The organism is Candidatus Tisiphia endosymbiont of Parasteatoda lunata, assembly GCF_964030955.1.
GTDB lineage: Bacteria > Pseudomonadota > Alphaproteobacteria > Rickettsiales > Rickettsiaceae > Tisiphia.
Window position 1 is genome coordinate 1617926 of the sequence record NZ_OZ035003.1, and the last position, 21774, is coordinate 1639699.

Annotated in this window: 27 protein-coding genes and 5 pseudogenes; 21 read left to right on the plus strand and 11 right to left on the minus strand. The window is 32.0% G+C overall.

Going from position 1 to position 21774, the window contains the following annotated elements; genetic code table 11:
* Window positions 1-18 precede the first annotated feature (18 nt).
* Complete coding sequence (locus tag AAHN00_RS10040) at window positions 19-411, minus strand: transposase (RefSeq protein WP_342271182.1); 393 nt, start codon at window positions 409-411, stop codon at window positions 19-21.
* Window positions 412-538: 127 nt separating this feature from the next.
* On the opposite strand from AAHN00_RS10040, the gene AAHN00_RS10045 reads away from it, so the two are divergent.
* Entirely contained in the window at window positions 539-1282 is a 744-nt protein-coding gene (locus AAHN00_RS10045) for an IS982 family transposase (protein ID WP_342271183.1), read from the plus strand.
* Here the strand turns inward: AAHN00_RS10045 and AAHN00_RS10050 are convergent.
* A complete protein-coding gene (locus tag AAHN00_RS10050; RefSeq protein ID WP_342270914.1) occupies window positions 1251-2513 on the minus strand; it encodes an IS256 family transposase in 1263 nt (420 codons plus the stop codon). The two genes, AAHN00_RS10045 and AAHN00_RS10050, sit on opposite strands and share 32 nt — an antisense overlap.
* Window positions 2514-2600: 87 nt before the next feature.
* Between AAHN00_RS10050 and AAHN00_RS10055 the strand changes: the two are divergent.
* Window positions 2601-2813 (plus strand): annotated as a pseudogene (locus AAHN00_RS10055) (transposase); the annotation flags it as partial.
* A gap of 3 nt (window positions 2814-2816) precedes the next feature.
* Here AAHN00_RS10055 and AAHN00_RS10060 read toward each other — a convergent pair.
* Window positions 2817-3062: pseudogene (locus AAHN00_RS10060) on the minus strand (Rpn family recombination-promoting nuclease/putative transposase); the annotation flags it as partial.
* Window positions 3063-3183: 121 nt separating this feature from the next.
* Window positions 3184-4137, minus strand: a pseudogene (locus AAHN00_RS10065) (IS3 family transposase); the annotation flags it as partial.
* Between the two features lie 79 nt (window positions 4138-4216).
* Here AAHN00_RS10065 and AAHN00_RS10070 point away from each other — a divergent pair.
* Both AAHN00_RS10070 and tnpB read left to right on the plus strand, forming a co-directional pair.
* Window positions 4217-4387 (plus strand): hypothetical protein, encoded by a 171-nt coding sequence (locus tag AAHN00_RS10070; protein ID WP_342271174.1) that lies wholly within the window; start codon window positions 4217-4219, stop codon window positions 4385-4387.
* A gap of 103 nt (window positions 4388-4490) precedes the next feature.
* Entirely contained in the window at window positions 4491-4841 is a 351-nt protein-coding gene (gene tnpB / locus AAHN00_RS10075; protein WP_342271184.1) for an IS66 family insertion sequence element accessory protein TnpB, read from the plus strand.
* Here the strand turns inward: tnpB and AAHN00_RS10080 are convergent.
* From AAHN00_RS10080 to AAHN00_RS10090, 3 genes are all read right to left on the minus strand, one after another.
* Entirely contained in the window at window positions 4838-6034 is a 1197-nt protein-coding gene (locus tag AAHN00_RS10080) for an IS66 family transposase (RefSeq protein WP_342270935.1), read from the minus strand. The genes tnpB and AAHN00_RS10080 overlap by 4 nt on opposite strands.
* 215 nt (window positions 6035-6249) lie before the next feature.
* A complete protein-coding gene (locus AAHN00_RS10085; RefSeq protein WP_342271185.1) occupies window positions 6250-6483 on the minus strand; it encodes a hypothetical protein in 234 nt (77 codons plus the stop codon).
* Window positions 6484-6750: 267 nt separating this feature from the next.
* Window positions 6751-7023 (minus strand): transposase, encoded by a 273-nt coding sequence (locus AAHN00_RS10090; protein WP_342271186.1) that lies wholly within the window; start codon window positions 7021-7023, stop codon window positions 6751-6753.
* Between the two features lie 119 nt (window positions 7024-7142).
* On the opposite strand from AAHN00_RS10090, the gene AAHN00_RS10095 reads away from it, so the two are divergent.
* The 3 genes from AAHN00_RS10095 to AAHN00_RS10105 all read left to right on the plus strand — a co-directional run bounded on the left by AAHN00_RS10095 (window position 7143) and on the right by AAHN00_RS10105 (window position 9267).
* The gene (locus AAHN00_RS10095) at window positions 7143-7601 is read left to right on the plus strand and encodes a transposase (RefSeq protein ID WP_342272644.1); all 459 of its coding nucleotides are present in this window, start codon (window positions 7143-7145) and stop codon (window positions 7599-7601) included.
* Window positions 7602-7892: 291 nt separating this feature from the next.
* Window positions 7893-8078, plus strand: a complete 186-nt coding sequence (locus AAHN00_RS10100) for a hypothetical protein (RefSeq protein WP_410521474.1) — start codon at window positions 7893-7895, stop codon at window positions 8076-8078.
* A 247-nt stretch (window positions 8079-8325) separates the two neighbouring features.
* The gene (locus AAHN00_RS10105; protein ID WP_342271187.1) at window positions 8326-9267 is read left to right on the plus strand and encodes an Rpn family recombination-promoting nuclease/putative transposase; all 942 of its coding nucleotides are present in this window, start codon (window positions 8326-8328) and stop codon (window positions 9265-9267) included.
* 621 nt (window positions 9268-9888) lie between these two features.
* Here the strand turns inward: AAHN00_RS10105 and AAHN00_RS10110 are convergent.
* Both AAHN00_RS10110 and AAHN00_RS10115 read right to left on the minus strand, forming a co-directional pair.
* Complete coding sequence (locus AAHN00_RS10110) at window positions 9889-12096, minus strand: hypothetical protein (RefSeq protein WP_342271188.1); 2208 nt, start codon at window positions 12094-12096, stop codon at window positions 9889-9891.
* Window positions 12078-12224 (minus strand): hypothetical protein, encoded by a 147-nt coding sequence (locus AAHN00_RS10115; protein WP_342271189.1) that lies wholly within the window; start codon window positions 12222-12224, stop codon window positions 12078-12080. The genes AAHN00_RS10110 and AAHN00_RS10115 overlap by 19 nt, the downstream gene beginning before the upstream one ends.
* Before the next feature lie 98 nt (window positions 12225-12322).
* On the opposite strand from AAHN00_RS10115, the gene AAHN00_RS10120 reads away from it, so the two are divergent.
* From AAHN00_RS10120 to AAHN00_RS10130, 3 genes and pseudogenes are all read left to right on the plus strand, one after another.
* The gene (locus AAHN00_RS10120) at window positions 12323-12925 is read left to right on the plus strand and encodes an IS3 family transposase (RefSeq protein ID WP_342271190.1); all 603 of its coding nucleotides are present in this window, start codon (window positions 12323-12325) and stop codon (window positions 12923-12925) included.
* 2 nt (window positions 12926-12927) lie between these two features.
* Window positions 12928-13908: a transposase gene (locus tag AAHN00_RS10125; RefSeq protein WP_342271025.1), complete on the plus strand. Its 981-nt coding sequence runs from the start codon at window positions 12928-12930 to the stop codon at window positions 13906-13908.
* Between the two features lie 14 nt (window positions 13909-13922).
* Window positions 13923-14567: pseudogene (locus tag AAHN00_RS10130) on the plus strand (IS3 family transposase); the annotation flags it as partial.
* An 84-nt stretch (window positions 14568-14651) separates the two neighbouring features.
* Here AAHN00_RS10130 and AAHN00_RS10135 read toward each other — a convergent pair.
* On the minus strand, window positions 14652-15632 hold the full coding sequence (locus AAHN00_RS10135) for a transposase (protein WP_342271025.1): 981 nt from the start codon (window positions 15630-15632) through the stop codon (window positions 14652-14654).
* A gap of 39 nt (window positions 15633-15671) precedes the next feature.
* On the opposite strand from AAHN00_RS10135, the gene AAHN00_RS10140 reads away from it, so the two are divergent.
* The 9 genes and pseudogenes from AAHN00_RS10140 to AAHN00_RS10180 form a co-directional block, all read left to right on the plus strand.
* Window positions 15672-15932, plus strand: coding sequence for a winged helix-turn-helix domain-containing protein (locus tag AAHN00_RS10140; RefSeq protein ID WP_342271191.1), 261 nt, complete (start codon window positions 15672-15674; stop codon window positions 15930-15932).
* Window positions 15926-16414: an IS630 family transposase gene (locus AAHN00_RS10145; protein WP_342271192.1), complete on the plus strand. Its 489-nt coding sequence runs from the start codon at window positions 15926-15928 to the stop codon at window positions 16412-16414. The genes AAHN00_RS10140 and AAHN00_RS10145 overlap by 7 nt, the downstream gene beginning before the upstream one ends.
* 75 nt (window positions 16415-16489) lie before the next feature.
* Window positions 16490-16993, plus strand: a complete 504-nt coding sequence (locus AAHN00_RS10150) for an Hsp20/alpha crystallin family protein (RefSeq protein ID WP_342271193.1) — start codon at window positions 16490-16492, stop codon at window positions 16991-16993.
* A gap of 311 nt (window positions 16994-17304) precedes the next feature.
* Window positions 17305-17514, plus strand: a complete 210-nt coding sequence (locus AAHN00_RS10155; RefSeq protein ID WP_342271194.1) for a hypothetical protein — start codon at window positions 17305-17307, stop codon at window positions 17512-17514.
* A gap of 262 nt (window positions 17515-17776) precedes the next feature.
* Window positions 17777-18700: an Rpn family recombination-promoting nuclease/putative transposase gene (locus AAHN00_RS10160; RefSeq protein WP_342271195.1), complete on the plus strand. Its 924-nt coding sequence runs from the start codon at window positions 17777-17779 to the stop codon at window positions 18698-18700.
* 207 nt (window positions 18701-18907) lie between these two features.
* On the plus strand, window positions 18908-19087 hold the full coding sequence (locus tag AAHN00_RS10165) for a hypothetical protein (protein ID WP_342270896.1): 180 nt from the start codon (window positions 18908-18910) through the stop codon (window positions 19085-19087).
* A gap of 36 nt (window positions 19088-19123) precedes the next feature.
* On the plus strand, window positions 19124-19312 hold the full coding sequence (locus AAHN00_RS10170; RefSeq protein WP_342271196.1) for a hypothetical protein: 189 nt from the start codon (window positions 19124-19126) through the stop codon (window positions 19310-19312).
* A complete protein-coding gene (locus AAHN00_RS10175; RefSeq protein ID WP_342272645.1) occupies window positions 19308-19541 on the plus strand; it encodes a transposase in 234 nt (77 codons plus the stop codon). Before AAHN00_RS10170 ends, AAHN00_RS10175 begins: the two co-directional genes overlap by 5 nt.
* Before the next feature lie 21 nt (window positions 19542-19562).
* A pseudogene (locus tag AAHN00_RS10180) lies at window positions 19563-19850 on the plus strand (IS6 family transposase); the annotation flags it as partial.
* On the opposite strand, the gene AAHN00_RS10185 reads toward AAHN00_RS10180, so the two are convergent.
* Window positions 19830-20003 carry a hypothetical protein gene (locus tag AAHN00_RS10185; RefSeq protein WP_342271197.1) on the minus strand — a complete coding sequence of 58 codons (174 nt, stop codon included), beginning with the start codon at window positions 20001-20003 and terminating at the stop codon, window positions 19830-19832. The pseudogene AAHN00_RS10180 and the gene AAHN00_RS10185 sit on opposite strands and share 21 nt — an antisense overlap.
* A gap of 99 nt (window positions 20004-20102) precedes the next feature.
* Here AAHN00_RS10185 and AAHN00_RS10190 point away from each other — a divergent pair, with 99 nt between their 5' ends.
* A complete protein-coding gene (locus AAHN00_RS10190; RefSeq protein ID WP_410521382.1) occupies window positions 20103-20531 on the plus strand; it encodes an IS6 family transposase in 429 nt (142 codons plus the stop codon).
* 410 nt (window positions 20532-20941) lie between these two features.
* The gene (locus AAHN00_RS10195; protein ID WP_342271198.1) at window positions 20942-21481 is read left to right on the plus strand and encodes an Hsp20/alpha crystallin family protein; all 540 of its coding nucleotides are present in this window, start codon (window positions 20942-20944) and stop codon (window positions 21479-21481) included.
* Window positions 21482-21774 lie beyond the last annotated feature (293 nt).

Here is a 21774-nt window from a genome sequence, read left to right on the forward strand (position 1 = left end):
ATCTAAATAATTATGCCATTAATCTTCTATTTCTTTTTTAGATAAACCAGTAGACGCAGAAATTATCTCAACTGACACACCAGCTTTAAGCAAATTTCTAGCTACAGCCATAGCTTTTTTCTTTTCTCCTCTAGCTTCTCCAATCTGGATTCCATACTGTGTACCCTCTTCTATATATTTTTGTGCAACAGTCCTCATAATGTCTCCTTTTTCTTCTTCAGATAAATGCTTAGCCAAAACCTGTTCTAATTTTGGCTGCTTATCCTCTAGTAATTTGGTATCAGTATACCATAAGAACGATCGAAGGTAAATATATCCTTTTTCTTTATCCAATATTATAACATGTTTAAACTTTATTAAAAACTCTTCCCACAGCCTTATCATATCTCGTTGATGAATGTGTTTTAGCATATACTCTAACATACCAATATACGTCAGTTCGGGATAAGATATAGATGAAATAGTAATAGATAAAAGGATTGTCAAAAAGGAGTGCCTGCAGTATTTATATTTTTAAACAAAAAAACAAACTACAGGCATGAAAAAAGATATCACAGAATTATATAGTTTTATAGATGATTTTTGTAAAATTTATTTGGAGTATGAACAGAGAAAGTTATTACCATCAAATAAGCAAAGAAATCGCTGTTGTAGCATGAGTCTAAGTGAAATGTTAACAATAATAATTATGTTTCATACATCCTATGCTAAGAATTTTAAATTTTTCTATAAAAGTTATATAGAGTGCATGCATAAGGATGATTTTCCCAAAGCCTTGAGTTATAATAGATTTGTTGAATTAATGGCACGATTATTCATACCGCTAAATATGTTGATTCATTTGTTGTTTGGTGAGGAAACAGGTATTTATTTTATTGACTCTACAACGATTAAAGCTTGTCACAATAAAAGGCGTTATAGCAATAAAGTTTTTAAAGGATTAGCCAAACATAGTAAATCCTCTATGGGGTATTTTTATGGTTTTAAATTACATGTAATAATCAATAATAAAGGGGAGTTTATGGCATTAAAAGTGACCAAAGGCAATGTAGATGATAGGGTTCCAGTACCGGAGTTAACAAAAAGATTAACTGGAATTATAGCAGCTGATAAAGGTTATATTAAGCAAAATTTGTTCTTAAATTTATATGAAAGAGGCTTAAAAATGATTCATGGAATTAAGAAGAATATGGAAAATAAATTAATGGATTTGAAAGAAAAAATGAGTCAATCATTTAATTTGTGTAAGTTCATTTTTTATTTTCCAATAAATCATATTTAAAATCTCCACAAAGTATTTCAAATTGATTTAAAGCTAAAGACCAATCTTTAATAGGCATGGTCCATTTTTTGGCTGCATTTTGTAGGGATAAAAATATTATTTTTTGAATTGACTTATCATCTGGAAACACCCCCTTATTTTTGATAATTTTTCTAATTTGACGATTTACAGATTCTATAGTGTTAGTAGTATAAATTACCTTTCTGATCTCTTCAGGAAAGGCAAAAAACGGTATTATCCCAGACCAATTACGTTGCCAAATATCAGAAATTACCGGATATTTTTTATCCCATTTTACACCAAATTGCTGAAGTTTTAAACGTGCCATTTCGTCATTATTAGCTGTATAAATTTGTTTTAGATCTGATGTGACCTCTTTTAAATCTTTATATGACACATACTTTACTGAATTGCGAACCATATGTACAATACATAATTGTACTATAGTACTCGGGAATACACTGCTTATAGCTTCTGGAAAGCCCTTTAAACCATCCACACAAGCAACATAAATTTGTTCAATTCCTCGATTCTTTAACTCAGTAACTACTTGCATCCAAAATTTAGCACCTTCATTTTTGCCTATCCAAATGCCAAGTAACTCCTTTTTCCCTTCTATATTTACAGCAAGTGCTAAATATACTGCTTTATTTATTACTATGTGATTGTCTCTAGATTTTACATAGATACAGTCCAAGTATAATATTGGATACACCCTATCTAAACAACGATTTTGCCACCTAGTTACTTCTTCTATCACCCCATCTGTTATGGTGGATATCAAGTCACCAGATACATCAGTTTGATATATTTCTTCTAAATGCCCTCGGATCTCGCTGACTGTCATACCGCGACCATAAAGGGATATCACTTTCTCATCAAATCCATTAAATCTCCTCAGCCCTTTTGGTATTAATTGAGGATTATACTCTCCTTCCCGATCTCTTGGTACTTCTACTGTCAGCTTACGACCATCCCCATCAATTACTGTCTTCTCATAGCTACCATTACGACGATTATTATCTACTTTTGGCATCTTGCTATGTTTTGAATATCCTAATTCATGATCCAACTCACTTGCTAATATTTTCTCAACTATTTGCTTCTTTAGCTGTTGAAATAAACCATCTCGACCAAATAACTCCGATGGATCTGCTTTTGATAATAATTCTTCTACTAGCTGATTACTGATGTCTAATGTATCTTTATCTGTATCTAATTTTTTAGCCATAATTCCTCCTTGCTTGCTTAAGTTACTTTTTTTACAGTAATCTCTTACTGCTTTCTTTGCAACTTACACAAACTATAGGACAGACTCGAAAAAATCTTACTTCGAAAACGTAACTTAATTGAAACAGTTTTTGATTATCTAAAAAATAAAATGAACCTTGAACATACTAGACATAGATCACCAATAAATGCCTTTGTCCATATATTATCTACTCTTGTTGCTTACTCATTAAAGAAAAATAAACCTTCAACAAAATTTGATTTTAATCTACATGTTCACAATATCCTTATCCCGAATTGACGTAATATGCCTCTTCTTAACAATTTCATCATCTGACATACTTCGCAAATTAACTAATTGATAATCCTCTGTCATTAATTGCTTGGCTATAGCTGCATCGGTAAACAGACTCCATAAATTCCTAGGAACATTATAAACTTCCTTACCATTATAAATCACTAAATTATATACTAATGGTAGTTTATTTCTCCCTTTCTTATGCCTCTCACATAATAATAATGTGTATTTCCATAACCGCAAAGCTGTCCAAGGTTCTGTCGCATATGTTGGACAATAGAAAAAAGATTGATATAATGATCTAAAAAAGGAAACTGGACTGATTTTTCAAGACAAATTTTTCACTAATTTTGTTTCCCATTTTACATAATTTTTAAGCTGCATTTTGTAAGTAATCAAGATACACGTTCATCGGTTTTTTATAACCAATACTTGAATGGAATCTTTGATTGTTATATTTATCCATGTATTTATCAATACCATCTTTAAGTTCTGCGATATTTTTAAAATCATTTATAAATATACAATTATATTTTAAAGTTCTAAAAAATCTTTCAATCACAATATTATCAATGCTTCTACCCTTACCGTTCATTGAGATTTGTATATTATTCTCTTTTAGAATTCCCGTATGCTCATGTCCAGTATATTGACTACCCTGATCACTATTGAATATTTGTGGTGCAGGGTATTTATTCAGTGTATCTTTTAATACATCGGTTACAAGTGATGCATCCATAGAATTAGATACTTTATAACTTAGTATTGCCTTACTATGCCAATCTATAATCGCCACAAGATACATAAATCCTCCGTTAGTTCTAATATAAGTAATGTCACCACTCCACACTTGATTAACATAAGGTACATGAATAGTTCTATTCGTTCCTGATTTGTGCCAGTACGGCTCAAGCAAATAGCTATAAATTTTATGTTGACCATCCTTCACAGAAGTAGATTGCTTTTTATGAGGATGAATAGCTTCTATACCCATTATTCCCATATATTTAAGCACCCTATCTCTGCCCACATTAAAGCCGTCTTCCAATAATTGTTTGTATATATAACGATAACCATACTCAGGGTTATCCGTATATATTTCATCTATTCTATTTAAAATATCAAGATTATATAAGCTCATTACTTTAGCTTTATAATATACTCCAGATCTGCTTATCTTTAATAGTTCACATTGCCTTGTCTTTGCTAACGTACTCAGCTTGGGGTCGACAAGACTTTTCTTATTTGATAAGTCCAAGCTGTTTAGCTTTCCCACCGCCCAGTCCCTCTCGACTGTAGCCTTACCTAATGCTTTTGCAAGTTCATCGTATACCTGCAGCAAAACTGCATAACTTTATCTAATGTTTTTGCTAGTATGAATTTTTTATACATTTGGGTTTCATACTATGCAAATACCATCAATTACTATTGAGCAAGTAGCTCAGCAATTTAAAGCCTGGCGTCAAACTAAAACTAATAAGTTTGATCCTATACCAAACCATCTAAAGGAATTAGTTTACCAATTACTCCATCATTATTCTTACCAAGAGATAGCTAAACATCTTAATATTAGTTAACCACTCTGCACTGCAAGTGCAGAGCTTAATATTACGGCATGAATGCCTCATGTATGTACTAACTTAAAAGTTAGAAACTATTTGTGTATGGCTCATTTAGAAAGTGTCACAACACAAAAAGAATATATTTGTGAAGTGTAAGATTTTGTTAAAAAATATCCTATCTTTTCTTGATAAGATATTTAAAATTTATGTTGAAACGACGCACTGCAAGTGCGGGGTTTTTCTCCCAAAGTGGGACAATAAAAACAGAACTGCCATTAAAATTTTGTCCTTTGACGGTCAAGGCTTTTGGCTATGCTCTAAACGCCTATCCAAAGGTAAATTTACCGCAAAACTTTTCCCATCTGATAATTCATCTTATCAAATTTGTTATAGAACCTTACACATTCTTATTCATAATGGTGATCCTAGTTCTGCCAAATTCTCTAATGATTGGCTTCCTGTCGTTTAAGCTGCTGTCTCGATTAATTCCGTATTATTCATATATCTTGCATAGGCAAAAGGCGTATAATTCGCAGGACGCTTCTTTGCTTTGCTACTCTGCTCTTGTAGCCAATTTAAATATTTAAAGGCATTGATCTCGTTCTCACTACAAGTCTTTACTATACTATACAGACCACTATGTATCTCAGCACTATTGATTGTTTTAAAGAATAATGAATTCTTCCTTTGTAAAATAATGGTACGCAGTGATCTCTCAGCCCAATTATTATCAAGATTGCTAACTGGGATTTTTAAAAATTGGGTCAAACCTTCTTTATTATTTATCCAATATTTCATAGCTTGTCCAAGCCTACTATTAGGCTCAACTTTCTTGTCGTTAAATAATTCGTCTATTTTGTTATATATGTTTTCTATATATTTACTGCTATGTTCCTGATGATACCCAAGTTTTTCTTCAGGACTCATCTCTTTACATTGATGTTCATTGTGGTAAATCCCTCGTGTTTGTTTGAGAAAATATCCGCATTCTTCAGGGTAATATAGTTCATTCTCTGTAAATTTTCTCTGACCATGTGACAAACAATTGATCATCACTATTATTGCCAGTAATTCTTGATCTGCTTCTGATAATACCGGGTTATTATTGTTACTTGCGTCAGTCATTAATTGGATAGAATCTGTTCTATTCTTACGATTCTTTAGTACGTTACCTATATTTTCTCCACCATGCCTATTACCGGTAAAATATAAAACTATCACCTCATTATTTGCAGTCTTAGCACATATTGTAGTAGTATAACAGCTGCGTCCTTTCTTATTTTGAGTACGTAATTTCTTATTGGCTATAGTAATTTCTAAAATCCTAGCTCTAGTATCATCAAGGTTCAGTGAACTACATTCGGCAGCCATTTCCAATAATACCCCGTAAATTTCAGCTCCACCACCTTCTTGCCAAACATCTAAATATTGTTGCCAGAGCGAGCTATATGCCACAGGAACACCACTTAAACTTTGCAGCCTAGATAAACGGTAGAAAGGAGTACCATAGGTCTTTTGTAACACTATTGCACTTCTGCTACTATTTGTCCATTTGTTGATATTTTTATTGTTCATAACTATATAATCACAAGCATTACAACGTAGCGTTTTCTTTACATATCTGTTGACTGTAATTGGAGCATTACCTGTAAATTGTAGCAATTTTCTAGCTTCACTATTATATAGTTTGCCATTACAACAGTGAGGACAGCTATCACCACTACAAAAATTCTCAGGAGTTAAATAGCTGGTATTCGCATCCTTATAATCATCAAACCCATATTTACCTTGCCAATTACTACGATCTATCTTTTTGGGCTTATCGCACTCTTCTTCATTACCACCATTCCCGTTATCAGATTCACTTGGCGGTTCTTTTAATGAATCTGAACTATCTTTTTTTTGTTATCTGCCTTAAAACCAATCAGCATTTCCTTAAGCTTATTTATACTGATATTTGATGATGCTAGCTTGTCTATTAGCTCATTACAAAATTGCACAAGTTCTACTATCGTTTGCTGTTCATCTCCCGTTAATGAACTTTCCTTGACATGTTGTATTAGTTCTTCTCGTTCTTCAGCACTTAAGGTCGCTACTTTTGGTTTTTTCATTTGATTAATTATCATTATTATTAATATTTCAAATGTTATAATATAATTGGTACTTTTTCAACTAGTTTTTATTACAAAACTTACGCTATGTTATCTCAAGTATGACTAAAAACCTTGGCTGAAAGCCATTTTTTCATAGTAAAGAATTTTAATAATATCTCAGTACAAAGCCACTTATCATAAAACATAGCGTAAGTTTTGATTAATCGGTGATATTTGCATAGTAGAAACCCAAATTTATACAATAAATTCATACTAGCAAAAAAATTAGATAGTGTTACGCAGTTTTGCTGCAAGTATACGTTCATCGTTTTGATTCTTAAGTTCACTAATCTGCCCTTTGTACTCACTAACAGCTTTTGCTGGCTCAAATGCCAATGACGCATTATCTAAAAATTGTCGTTTCCAGTTTTGCATAGTTTTAGCCGTTACTTCATATTTGACCGATAACTGACCTATTGTTGATTCTTCTTTTAACATCTCTAATACTATTTTAGTTTTTGCTTCTGCACTAAAATTTTTAATTTGTTTTTTACCCATTTGTTTCTCTTTAATTTTATTTATTATTCTATACTTATTGAGAAACAAAAATACCTGCTTCTTTGTCTAATTTTTTCAGTCCATTATAGTATAGTTTTCATGCCCCTGAGGTATAGTGTATAGGGAAGGGAAAACGAAACAAGCCATATGAGTTTGGCAATAAAGTTGCGGTAGTAGTCAGTGGTCGTAGAAATTTTGTACTGTCAGCAAAATCGTTTCATAATAATCCTTATGATGGTCATACATTGCAGCAGAGTTTTGAAGCGGTAGAAAATGTAACTGGAATAAAGATAAAAAAATCGTTTGTTGATCTTGGTTATACTGGCAGCAATGTTAAAGAGAAGAGTAAGGTATATACCCCAAAAACTCGGAAAAAGTTATTGAAAGAAGACAAGTGTATGATCAGGAGACGCAGTGCTATAGAACCAATAATAGGGCATTTGAAACAATATGGCAGGATGGGCAGAAACTTCTTGAAGGGTGTGATAGGAGATGTGATCAATCCAATAATCTCTGCTATAGGTTTGAATTTACGATGTATTGCCAATCATTTACACATCATGCCTAACTCTACATAAAAAAATTATCATTAAAAAACTTGCTAAACGATTAAAAAAAATCGTTAACAATAAGCTCATGTAAAAATTTTACTAAAACAGAAATTTTTTAATAAAATTGAAAACAATTTTTAATTTTAGTGCAAATATTAGAATTTTTTTTGTAAAAATTTTATTCAATCATAGATTATGGGGGGCTTTAAATATTTTTGGCGGACGGACTAGCAATAATTTTGCAGGCTCTGTACAAATAAGTGTGTAAAGTTTTCAAAGATTATATAAAAATATAATATAACAAAAGGAGAAATTATAATGCACCAAAAACAAAATGAAGCAATGAATCAAGCGATAGATTTATTAATAAATAATGATACAGATATATCAACATTACTTAAAGAGGATGGTTTATTAAAACAATTAACCAAACGGCTTGTAGAGAAGGCATTGCAGTCAGAGATGAATAATCATTTAGGATATGATAAATACTTGAATATATGATATTTTAATATACATAAGAGCAAGCTCTTCATGTATATTAAAATATCATATATTCAAGTTATAGTGAATTGAAATATTAGAACAAGGACTGAAGTCTTTCCCAGCTGAAGCTGGGGGTTTTAACCAAAAAGGTGACTATAAAAAATGAATTACAAAATGCAGCAGAGACGCAGAAAAATCAAGGAATAATAGTTAAAGGTACTATATAGGTTATATTAAAAATAATAATAATTAACTAATGAAGAATATGTCAAAACAACTAAAACATGATGCATTGTTTAAAAAGATAATGGTCAATCAAATAGCAGCTCAAGAATTTTTGGAGCATTATTTACCAGAAGAGGTTAAGGAAATAGTTGATTTAACCAAAATAACAATAGAGAAAGAATCATTTGTTGAGGATGACCTAAAAAGAGCTCTTAGTGATTTAGTCTATTCTGTTAAGACTAAAGATAATGAGCAAGCCTTTGTGTATGTGTTGATTGAGGCGGAGATAAGACCAAAATATTGGATGGCACTCAAATTATGGAGATATATGTTGCTATTAGCTGAAAGACATAAAAAAGGTAGGAATAAAATACCGTTGATAGTACCAATGGTGTTTTATCATGGTACTAGAAGGTTTAATGTGCCAAAGAACTTGTTTGAGTTATTTAGCGATCCCAAACTTGCAAAGCAATTGATGTGTGAGGATTATAAGGTAATAGATTTACAAGCAATGTCTGATGATGAGATAAAGCAGAAGCAACATTTTGGTATGTTACAATTTATGATGAAAAATATACAGAAGCGAGATATATTGAAGTTGTGGGATGAACTTTTAACAAATTTTAAACCATATATTAGTATAGATAAGGCAACAGGCTATATTTACATAAAATCATTTTTATGGTATAGTGACGCTAAGATAGAAGAAGGTAGGCAACAAGAGCTAGAGAAGCTAATAGCTAGTCATTTAACTGCAACAGAAGAGGAGAATATTATGAGAACTATCGCTGAGAAATATATTGATGAGGGTATAGAAAAGGGTATAGTCCAAGGCATCCAGGTCGGTAAAGCTGAAGGTAAAGCTGAAGAGAGAGTTGAAATAGCAAAAAAAATGTTAGTTCAAGGCTCTGATTTTACTTTTATTTCTGCTGTAACTGGTCTTGACGAATCTTTTATTCACTCTCTTGCTCAAAAAAAATAATTTATTTTTAGTAATATTTTGAGATAAGCTGAGTAAAATTTTTATGATTAATAATGTGACTATAAAAAATAAACCTTTGTTATATTTTCTATCGGCATTAATCAGATAATCCTTAAGTTTTTTGCCAATATTATAGCTTTTTCTTATGGATTCTCTATATATTTTTATCTGCTAAGTATATTATATATTATCCTTCTAGACTTTTGACGGGGAGACTTATTACCTCACCTGTAGCCTTATGCTAAATTTTTGCAGAAATGTTTACAGTTCCCTTACAGCTAAGAGTATCTAGTCGCTCCGCCAAAACTCTACAAGCCTTATAGACAAAGGGGTTTTAAGGCAAAAAGTAATAGTAAAATCCATAAGAAAATGAAGGGTTTTATATCAAAAGCTTATGGAAATACAAAAAAATGGTAACGAGCAAATTGAGTATGTTTTGGGAAATAGGGTGTTTTTGATACAAAAACTTGAAATTAGCTCTCGAAATCATAATAATTTAGTCTAAAATCATACAATTTTTGGAAATTAGTGCCACAAGTAGTATTTTTTTGAGTTTTGGCGGACGGACTATCTAATGAATTGAAACAAAATTTGGAATCGCTGTGACAAAAAATACCGGCTCTATATATCTACATTACCTAATAACTCAATTGCTTCCTGTGCATACTCCAACTCAAGATGACCTTGAAAATATTCAATCACCCCTTTTTTGGTAGACTTAAATCCATGACCACCAAATAGAGGTTGATCATATTGCTTCAGTAGTATATATACATATGGGTATAGTATATCATCACCAGATACCTGTCCTACTACGCATGCTGTTCTATTTAATAAAAGATCCTTTACAATATAATCTAAATGCATATCTTGACATTGCTTAAGAAGACTCACATACTGACAATTGCTTGCCTCTAAATTTTGAGCTAGGAATTCAGAAAATCGAATAGAAATATTTGCTCTAAAATCTACAATCTCTTGTTTTGTATAAATTATATCATGATCACTAATGAGATGCGAAACTATACCAGGCATATCATGAATATTTTTTATCAAATTCAAGAATCTTGTTGTATCTATTTCTTGATCACCATATGTCTGAAAAATAAGTGGACCACTTTTAGTTTTTTGAGATACTAAAAGTTTAAAATCATTCTTACATGTATTAACAATATTATTATTAATTTGTGTTACATTATCGATAGCATCAATAGCTCTCAGGCCATGGTAAAGTGGACAATTTGTAATTCGAGTATCTTTTAAAGCGTTGGCAATATCTGTAATCTCTTGACCCCTTATTTTGCTACCACTAAGATGAAGAGTTGTAATCTGAGTATCTTTTAAGACACCAGCAATATCTTTAACCCCTTGATACCCTATTTGGTTATAACTAAGATTAAGAGTTGTAATCTGGGTATCTTTTAAGAAACCAGCAATATCTTTAGCCCCTTGATTCCCTATTTGGTTCAAACTAAGATGAAGAGTTGTAATCTGAGTATCTTTTAAGACACCAGCAAGATATTTAGCCCCTTGCTTCCCTATTTGGTTATAACTAAGATCAAGAGTTGTAATCTGAGTATCTTTTAAGACACCAGCAATATCTTTAGCCCCTTGATCCCCTATTTGGTTTTTACTAAGATCAAGAGTTGTAATCTGAGTATCTTTGAAGAAACCAGCAAGATATTTAGCCCCTTGATCCCCTATTTGGTTATAACTAAGATTAAGAGTTGTAATCTGAGTATCTTTGAAGAAATCAGCAAGATATTTAGCCCCTTGATACCCTATTTGGTTTTTACTAAGATTAAGAGTTGTAATCTGAGTATCTTTGAAGAAACCAGCAAGATATTTAGCCCCTTGATACCCTATTTGGTTATAACTAAGATCAAGAGTTGTAATCTGGGTATCTTTTAAGAGATCAGCAAGATATTTAGCCCCTTGATACCCTATTTGGTTATAACTAAGATCAAGAGTTGTAATCTGAGTATCTTTGAAGAAACCAGCAATATCTTTAGCCCCTTGATCCGCTATTTGGTTATAACTAAGATCAAGAGTTGTAATCTGGGTATCTTTTAAGAGATCAGCAAGATATTTAGCCCCTTGCTTCCCTATTTGGTTTTTACTAAGATCAAGAGTTGTAATCTGGGTATCTTTTAAGAAACCAGCAAGATATTTAGTCCCTTGATCCCCTATTTCGTTATAACTAAGATTAAGAGTTGTAATCTGAGTATCTTTTAAGAGATCAGCAATATCTTTAGCCCCTTGATCCCCTATTTCGTTATAACTAAGATTAAGAGTTGTAATCTGAGTATCTTTGAAGAAACCAGCAAGATATTTAGCCCCTTGCTTCCCTATTTGGTTTTTACTAAAATTAAGAGTTGTAATCTGAGTATCTTTTAAGACACCAGCAAGATATTTAGCCCCTTGCTTCCCTATTTGGTTATAACTAAGATTAAGAGTTGTAATCTGAGTATCTTTTAAGACACCAGCAAGATATTTAGCCCCTTGCTTCCCTATTTGGTTATCACTAAGATCAAGAGTTGTAATCTGAGTATCTTTTAAGACATCAGCAATATCTTTAGCCCCTTGATCCCCTATTTGGTTCTCACTAAGATTAAGAGTTGTAATCTGAGTATCTTTTAAGACACCAGCAAGATATTTAGCCCCTTGCTTCCGTATTTGGTTCTCACTAAGATTAAGAGTTGTAATCTGAGTATCTCTTAAGAGATCAGCAATATCTTTAGTTCCTTGATCCCCTATTCGCCTAAAACTAAGATCAAGAATTTTAAAATCAGCGTCATTTTGAGCATACTCTAACAATTTATTATACATATAAAGTAAACTTTTATTGTCCCACTTTGGGAGAAAAACCCCGCACTTGCAGTGCGTCGTTTCAACATAAATTTTAAATATCTTATCAAGAAAAGATAAGAATGAATCATACAGATATTTTTTAACAAAATCTTACACTATAATGGACTGAAAAAATTAGACAAAGAAGCAGGTATTTTTGTTTCTCAATAAGTATAGAATAATAAATAAAATTAAAGAGAAACAAATGGGTAAAAAACAAATTAAAAATTTTAGTGCAGAAGCAAAAACTAAAATAGTATTAGAGATGTTAAAAGAAGAATCAACAATAGGTCAGTTATCGGTCAAATATGAAGTAACGGCTAAAACTATGCAAAACTGGAAACGACAATTTTTAGATAATGCGTCATTGGCATTTGAGCCAGCAAAAGCTGTTAGTGAGTACAAAGGGCAGATTAGTGAACTTAAGAATCAAAACGATGAACTTGCAAAAGCATTAGGTAAGGCTACAGTCGAGAGGGACTGGGCGGTGGGAAAGCTAAACAGCTTGGACTTATCAAATAAGAAAAGTCTTGTCGACCCCAAGCTGAGTACGTTAGCAAAGACAAGGCAATGTGAACTATTAAAGATAAGCAGATCTGGAGTATATTATAAAGCTAAAGTAATGAGCTTATATAATCTTGATATTTTAAATAGAATAGATGAAATATATACGGATAACCCTGAGTATGGTTATCGTTATATATACAAACAATTATTGGAAGACGGCTTTAATGTGGGCAGAGATAGGGTCAGGAGTTTCGCACTTAGCAAAAAATATGTTAATCTAGCAAGAAAGAGTTTTAGTTAAGCATGGCAAGATCAAAATGTAGCAAAGACTTATATAAATCATTTTTACAAGCAAGTAGCGTAAGATATAGTGGTAAAGCATTATCTGAAGTAAGTCCAATAAACCTATCTCATGATAGTGCAAGTCGATGGTTAAATAGTAAGGATTTCCGCCCTAGCGGGATCTACAGAGAAGTGTCAAAATATATTGATAGGGAAGCTTCTTGTTTATTAGTGGGAGATGACACGTTATTGTCAAAGCAATACAGTAAGAAAATTGAGCTTGTACATTATCAATATTCTGGAGCTGTACATGATGTTATACCTGGTATAGGGATGGTCAACTTACTGCATTACAATGCTAAAACTGATCAATCTACCCCTGTAGATTATAGAATATATGATAAAGAAACTGATGGAAAAACAAAGAATGAGCATTTTTGTGATATGCTTACTTTAGCTAAGGAAAGAGGGATCAATCCTGATGCAGTAGTAATGGATGCGTGGTATAGCGGTTTGGAGAATTTGAAACATATACGTAATTTAGGTTGGACATGGGTTAGTAACCTAAGAAAAAATAGAAAAGTTAATCATAATGTTAGCTTAGAAAGTTTAGAGATTCCTGATGAGGGACTAAAAATTCACCTACGTGGATACGGTTGGGTTACGGTATTTAAGTTTGTGGCAAAAAATGGTCGCATTGATTACATAACAACTAACTTAGAAAATCCAACACGTGAACAAATAGAGAAAATTGTTAAGGCACGGTGGTCTATAGAAGTTTATCATCGAGAATTAAAACAAACTTGTGGTATTGAACGCTGTCAGGCACGCACGGGTCGAGCTCAGAGAAATCATATTTGCCTTGCTGTATTTGCTTGGCTCGATATGAACAAAAGGAGGATAAATGAAAAAATTACTTTATATCAACAAACTTGGGAAGTTATAAAAACATCAATTCAGAACAACATTAGATGCCTTTTAGCTGATTCGCAATTTTGCTAACTGCGAAACTCCTGAGGGTGCTTAAATATATGGGAATAATGGGTATAGAAGCTATTCATCCTCATAAAAAGCAATCTACTTCTGTGAAGGATGGTCAACATAAAATTTATAGCTATTTGCTTGAGCCGTACTGGCACAAATCAGGAACGAATAGAACTATTCATGTACCTTATGTTAATCAAGTGTGGAGTGGTGACATTACTTATATTAGAACTAACGGAGGATTTATGTATCTTGTGGCGATTATAGATTGGCATAGTAAGGCAATACTAAGTTATAAAGTATCTAATTCTATGGATGCATCACTTGTAACCGATGTATTAAAAGATGCACTGAATAAATACCCTGCACCACAAATATTCAATAGTGATCAGGGTAGTCAATATACTGGACATGAGCATACGGGAATTCTAAAAGAGAATAATATACAAATCTCAATGAACGGTAAGGGTAGAAGCATTGATAATATTGTGATTGAAAGATTTTTTAGAACTTTAAAATATAATTGTATATTTATAAATGATTTTAAAAATATCGCAGAACTTAAAGATGGTATTGATAAATACATGGATAAATATAACAATCAAAGATTCCATTCAAGTATTGGTTATAAAAAACCGATGAACGTGTATCTTGATTACTTACAAAATGCAGCTTAAAAATTATGTAAAATGGGAAACAAAATTAGTGAAAAATTTGTCTTGAAAAATCAGTCCAGTTTCTACAAGACAGGAGTTTCGCAGTTAGCAAAATTGCGAATCAGCTAAAAGGCATCTAATGTTGTTCTGAATTGATGTTTTTATAACTTCCCAAGTTTGTTGATATAAAGTAATTTTTTCATTTATCCTCCTTTTGTTCATATCGAGCCAAGCAAATACGGCAAGGCAAATATGATTTCTCTGAGCTCGACCCGTGCGTGCCTGACAGCGTTCAATACCACAAGTTTGTTTTAATTCTCGATGATAAACTTCTATAGACCACCGTGCCTTAACAATTTTCTCTATTTGTTCACGTGTTGGATTTTCTAAGTTAGTTGTTATGTAATCAATGCGACCATTTTTTGCCACAAACTTAAATACCGTAACCCAACCGTATCCACGTAGGTGAATTTTTAGTCCCTCATCAGGAATCTCTAAACTTTCTAAGCTAACATTATGATTAACTTTTCTATTTTTTCTTAGGTTACTAACCCATGTCCAACCTAAATTACGTATATGTTTCAAATTCTCCAAACCGCTATACCACGCATCCATTACTACTGCATCAGGATTGATCCCTCTTTCCTTAGCTAAAGTAAGCATATCACAAAAATGCTCATTCTTTGTTTTTCCATCAGTTTCTTTATCATATATTCTATAATCTACAGGGGTAGATTGATCAGTTTTAGCATTGTAATGCAGTAAGTTGACCATCCCTATACCAGGTATAACATCATGTACAGCTCCAGAATATTGATAATGTACAAGCTCAATTTTCTTACTGTATTGCTTTGACAATAACGTGTCATCTCCCACTAATAAACAAGAAGCTTCCCTATCAATATATTTTGACACTTCTCTGTAGATCCCGCTAGGGCGGAAATCCTTACTATTTAACCATCGACTTGCACTATCATGAGATAGGTTTATTGGACTTACTTCAGATAATGCTTTACCACTATATCTTACGCTACTTGCTTGTAAAAATGATTTATATAAGTCTTTGCTACATTTTGATCTTGCCATGCTTAACTAAAACTCTTTCTTGCTAGATTAACATATTTTTTGCTAAGTGCGAAACTCCTGCAAGAGTCTGCTCTTTTTGATAAAATCAATACGCTCAGTGAAAGTAAAACTGGTGGGTATATAACTGGAAAGGAGTTACATATCATGTTACTTGAGGAATATGGTGCTAAATGTGCTTTAAAAACAGTCTACAATACTATGCACCGCCTTGGTTTTAGCTGGATTACTTCTCGTTCAATGCATCCAAAGTCAAATCAAGAGACTCAAAATACATATAAAAAAACTTTCCAGATATGTTAACAGAATTATTACCAAAAAATATCGATAGATGTAAAGTTGATATATGGTCTCAGGATGAAACTCGAGTTGGGCAACAAGGTAGCTTAACTCGTATATGGGCTAAGCGTGGCACTAGACCCCGTAAAGTTCGGCAACAGCAATTCATTTCAACATATATTTATGGAGCTGCTTGCCATGATACAGGAGAAGCTTTTGCATTAATTTTACCATATGCAAACACACAGGCAATGAATAAATTCTTAGAAGACCTTTCTCGCAGTATTCAAGGCAACCGACATATAGCTTTACTAACGGATAATGCAGGTTGGCACACAGCCAAAAAACTAACTGTGCCAAGCAATATCACTTTGATACCGCTTCCGCCCTATGCACCGGAACTTAATGCAATGGAACAAGTTTGGGAATGGATCAAGAATCATTACTTGTCTAACCAATGTTATGGTGTATATGAAGATATCGTCACTATGGCTTGTTACGCTTAGAATCAACTTGCTCATAATGTAGATTTAGTAAAATCAATTATGTATAGAGACTGGATAAATACACCGTGTTAATTATTGCAATTGGTATTATCGATAAATAGCTCTTTAGCTAATCCTAATCGGAGAGATGAGATAGAGTTAGATAATCGTACGTTATATATACACAGTCCTAGTAATATAATAGATAGACATTTTGCTTCTTTTGATCGCTATTGGCAGAACTTGCTCAATGGCAGTATGTATCTATATGAAGGAGGTTCTACAAGTACTAAGATTATTACAGAAGACAAGCGATATGTTGTGATTATGGAAGTAGCGGGTTATGATAAAAGTCAGATTAAAATTAACTTAAAAGGCAATCATCTAGTTGTTCATAGTGATAACGAAGCTAACACTAGCAAAAAGGATAGCGATAAAGATTATACCCACAAGGATAGACGGTTTAATTACACTATAAGGTTAAATGATGACATCGATAAAAAAACCATCTCTTCCAATTTAAAAAATGGTATCTTGACGATAATATTACCTCGTATTGAAATAAAAGAAGCTGATATGAAGGAAATACCTATTAATTAGCCTGCAACGATGCAAAATATCTTTGCACTCCCAATATATTGTATTATACTGAACTCAGTAAGCAATTTGTTCCGGTCTAGTTTTTCCCGAACTGTTTGAGATTGTGAATATAATGTGTAAGTAAAATAATGGTGTTTTTAAAAAGATAATTGGTTTTAGATATTTTTCTAGGACAAGTGTCAAATTGCTTTTAAAAAACCCCTTAAAAAGGTTGATATTTTTCGAAAAAAGTAAAAACATTTAATGTTTTGATATTATTTAACAATAATATACTTACTTTACATTTTTTTTAAATTTATAATTACTGCAAAATGATGCAATCTATTGATATTAAACAATTATCAAAACAATATGCTACTTCGGAAGCAGTAATATCCACTGCTATTGAGGAATTAATACAACATGGCTTTTTGAAGAAAGTGAAAAATAAAAAGAAAGGCGATTCTTTGATTTTAACTTGTCCTGATAAAAAATTATCTAAAGAAGTTGAGAGTCAAAATATGAAATTTATTATTAAGTAGACTGATCGACTACAAATTTATCTGCATATGCAGTAGTTGAGATTTAACTTACATTTGATAAAATAAATAAATGTTAAATGGAGGTTCAAATGAATTTGAATCAAAAAATAATAAAACCAAAACTAGGATTATTAGAATTTATGATTTATCAAATAAAAAATTTACCTATAAACTAGATTATTTAATATTTAGTAGTTTGTGAGTTTTATGGTATAATGAGTAACATGTAAAACTATAACACCTCTTCAATAAATTACTATTTATGGCTATTACTAAGTTTCTCGATCCTAAAAATGATGTTGCCTTTCGCCGTATATTTGGCTCGGAGAAGAATAAAGATATTCTTATTCATTTCATTAATGATGTGCTAGAGCTTAAAGGTAGCGATAGAATCAAAGAAGTAACATTTTTACCTACTATTCAAGAACCAGAGATTGCTTCAAAGAAGCAAAGCATAGTAGATGTGTTATGTAAAGATGAAAATGGAGTGCAGCTAATTATTGAGATGCAGGTATCTCCGCAAGAAGGATTTGAGAAGCGAGCACAATATTATGCAGCAAAAGCCTATTCACGGCAGTTAAATAAAGGTAAGAAAGAAGGAGCTAGATATATAGATTTAAAGGCTGTAATATTTATTGCTATTAGCGATAATATTATATTTAAAGACAAAGTATTCTATAAGTCTGATCATATTATTTTGGATAAAGATAGCTATGCCCATGATTTAAAGGATTTTTCTTTTACTTTTATAGAGCTACCGAAGTTTAAAATCACAGATATAAATTTACTGACCAACATAATAGAGAAGTGGTGTTATTTTTTTAAGCACGCAGACGAAACAAGTGAATCGGACTTACGTAAGATCATAGGATCAGATCAAGTAATAGAGAGAGCTTATGAAGAATTAAACCAGTTTAACTGGACGGAAGAAGAATTGTTAACTTACGAGCAAGAAACTAAACGTATCATGGATAATAAAGCAGCAGAAGATTACCTAATAGAAAGTGCTAAAGCTGAAGGTAAAGCTGAAGGTATCGAAATAGGTGAAACTAGAGGTATCCAAATAGGTAAAGCTGAATTGGTAAAGATACTGTTACAGAATGGCAATTCTGTGGAGTCAATTGCTAAGATGACAGATATGTCTATTAAGGAAATCAAGGAATTATTAAATATACAGATACAATAAGAAAGGGAAGCATCAGCAATTCTAAATATGAGCTATAGTGCTGTAACAAAAGATTTTTGTATGAGAGTCACACAACTCTAGATTAAATGTCTATCCGGCAAAACTCTATAAGTCTTATAGATAATAGGTTTTAATGGCAGAAAATAATAAAGAAATCCATAAGAAAATGTTAAAATATGCTAATAAACCTTATGGATTTCAGTCAATATGCCAATAGAAAATATTATCAAATCACAAAAACAAGGAAAACTTTTTGGTTATAAATTAAAAGAAGAATTAAACTCAAATAATAAGCTATATAAATTAAGAGAATTAGTTAACCACTCTGCACTGCAAGTGCAGAGCTTAATATTACGGCATGAATGCCTCATGTATGTACTAACTTAAAAGTTAGAAACTATTTGTGTATGGCTCATTTAGAAAGTGTCACAACACAAAAAGAATATATCTGTAAAGTGTAAGATTTTGTTAAAAAATATCCTATCTTTTCTTGATAAGATATTTAAAATTTATGTTGAAACGACGCACTGCAAGTGCGGGGTTTTTCTCCCAAAGTGGGACAATAAATTGGTCTGGTCTAGAAGAATGGTTATCAAAAAATGTTTCTATTAAGAGATTTGGTAGAAATAGAAAATGTCATAGAGTGATGCTTGGTGTAACGATGCTACAAGCAATGTATAATTTTTCAGATTCATTAGCAGAGGAAGAACTAAAAGAAAACATGTATTGGCAATATTTCTGTGGGTGGGAATATATAGAAACAGATATAGCGATGTCGGAAACTAGCATAAGAAGATGGTTCTGTCGCATATGTTGGACAATAGAAAAAAGATTGATATAATGATCTAAAAAAGATGTTAAGATGTTTCGTATTACTGCAAGATTATTATCATATTTCAAAGGATTTTGTTCTTCACTAGAAATAATAATGTTATTTGTCTATATGAAATGCCGATTTTCTTTAAGTTATCGAGATTTGGAAGAAATGATGAGTATAAGGGGAGCAAAAATTGATCACTCTACATTACAAAGATGGGTTATAAAATTTGTACCATTGATAGATCAGGTGGTTAGAAAAAGAAAGAAGCCAGTTGGTAGTAGTTGGAGAATGGATGAGACTTATATTAAATTAAACGGTAAATGGGTTTATTGTCCCACTTTGGGAGAAAAACCCCGCACTTGCAGTGCGTCGTTTCAACATAAATTTTAAATATCTTATCAAGAAAAGATAAGAATGAATCATACAGATATTTTTTAACAAAATCTTACACTTCACAGATATATTCTTTTTGTGTTGTGACACTTTCTAAATGAGCCATACACAAATAGTTTCTAACTTTTAAGTTAGTACATACATGAGGCATTCATGCCGTAATATTAAGCTCTGCACTTGCAGTGCAGAGTGGTTAACTTATATAGAGCACTAGATAGTCTTGGTAATACTGTAGACTTTCTGCTACGTAAGCATAGAGACAAGCCTGCAGCACTTGCATTTTTTCGTAAAGCCTTTAGAGAGAATAATTTTCCTGAGAAAGTAGTAATTGATAAAAGCGGTAGTAATACGGCTGCTCTTAATGATTTGAATACAGAAGTTCCTAAAGATTATAAAATTAAGGTTATTCAGACCAAATACCTGAATAATCTTGTAGAACAAGATCATAGGTTTATCAAAAAACGTACAAAGCCAATGCTTGGTTTTAAGAGTTTTCATTCTGCAGAAATGACTATTACCGGTATAGAAAATATTCGTATGATGCAAAAAAGACAAATAATTGGAGCTAATGATAATCTTTCTACTTTTGAGAATTTTGCTATGTTAATGGCATCATAATGTCCAAAACCTTAGTTTTAACAATCTTGATGTAGTATGATTTATAGATGCGACAAAACCTAATTTGCTTACTCTTATAACTGACCAATTTCAGACTATAACTTTTAATCATTTTGCCAACTCTTCAGGTTAATTGAGTATACAATATGCAACAAGTTGTTATAAAATATAAAAAGATGTCAAAGATGTTAGGGGTTTCTGTCAAAAAAGCAGCAAAACTACAGGATGATCTAATAGCAAAAGATTACGGAAGTGTTATACGCTGGCGATAAGATTAGGTGTGTTAGGATAAGCTCTCCTCCTGATCCACAAATGGCTGCTTATTTGCGTCAAACTAGAGCCCCTATAATATTTACCAAATAATGTAAAATATAACAGTATTATGTTAATCAACTAATGTAGGTAATAATATGTTAAATAAAGTTAAATTATATAGTCTGACTATTGCATCGATCATATTATCGATAAATAGCTCTTTAGCTAATCCTAATCGGAGAGATGAGATAGAGTTAGATAATCGTACGTTATATATACACAGTCCTAGTAATATAATAGATAGACATTTTGCTTCTTTTGATCGCTATTGGCAGAACTTGCTCAATGGCAGTATGTATCTATATGAAGGAGGTGCTACAAGTACTAAGATTATTACAGAAGACAAGCGATATGTTGTGATTATGGAAGTAGCGGGTTATGATAAAAGTCAGATTAAAATTAACTTAAAAGGCAATCATCTAGTTGTTCATAGTGATAACGAAGCTAACACTAGCAAAAAGGATAGCGATAAAGATTATACCCACAAGGATAGACGGTTTAATTACACTATAAGGTTAAATGATGACATCGATAAAAAAACCATCTCTTCCAATTTAAAAAATGGTATCTTGACGATAATATTACCTCGTATTGAAATAAAAGAAGCTGATATGAAGGAAATACCTATTAATTAGCCTGCAACGATGCAAAATATCTTTGCACTCCCAATATATTGTATTATACTGAACTCAGTAAGCAATTTGTTCCGGTCTAGTTTTTCCCGAACTGTTTGAGATTGTGAATATAATGTGTAAGTAAAATAATGGTGTTTTTAAAAAGATAATTGGTTTTAGATATTTTTCTAGGACAAGTGTCAAATTGCTTTTAAAAAACCCCTTAAAAAGGTTGATATTTTTCGAAAAAAGTAAAAACATTTAATGTTTTGATATTATTTAACAATAATATACTTACTTTACATTTTTTTTAA